The following is a 559-nucleotide window of genomic DNA, read 5'->3' on the forward strand; positions in this document are numbered from 1 at the left end:
GCGCATCGCCGGCCCGCGCGACGCGCTGGCCATGGGCATCGGCCTCGTCAGCCAGGAACTCAGCCTGGTGCCGCAGCTCGACGTCGCGCAGAACATCTTCCTCGGCCGCACACGCGGATTGAGGGTCGTTCCGCGCGCCGGATATCGCCGCGAGGCACGTGCGATCCTCGACGATCTCGCTCCCCATCTCGATACCGACACGCCCGTATCCGCGCTGGGTATGGCCGACAGGCAATTGGTCGAGATCAGCCGCACGCTCGCCCGTGGCGGCCGCATCATCGCCTTTGACGAGCCGACGTCCAGCCTGACGCCTGCCGAGCAGGACAGCCTGTTCGCCGTCATCCGGCGCCTCAAGGCGGCAGGCAAGGCCATCGTCTACATCTCGCACCGGATGAAGGAAATACGAGCCATCGCCGATCGCGTGACGATCCTGCGCGACGGCGCAGTCGTCGCCTCCGGTCCCATCGGCGACTATTCCGAGGCCAGGCTGAACGAGTTGATCGCCGGGCGCGAGTTGTCGCGCGAGATGAACGCCGAAAAGCCGAAGCCGGTACGAGGC

Annotated in this window: 1 protein-coding gene; it reads left to right on the forward strand. The window is 67.3% G+C overall.

What is annotated here, in order from left to right; all coding sequences use genetic code 11:
- Window positions 1–559, forward strand: a 559-nt coding sequence (locus EN742_RS37095) for an ATP-binding cassette domain-containing protein (RefSeq protein ID WP_148670623.1), incomplete at both ends; no start/stop codon positions are given.

Origin of the sequence: Mesorhizobium sp. M4A.F.Ca.ET.020.02.1.1, assembly GCF_004022645.1 — a bacterium.
In the GTDB taxonomy this organism is placed as follows: Bacteria; Pseudomonadota; Alphaproteobacteria; order Rhizobiales; family Rhizobiaceae; genus Mesorhizobium.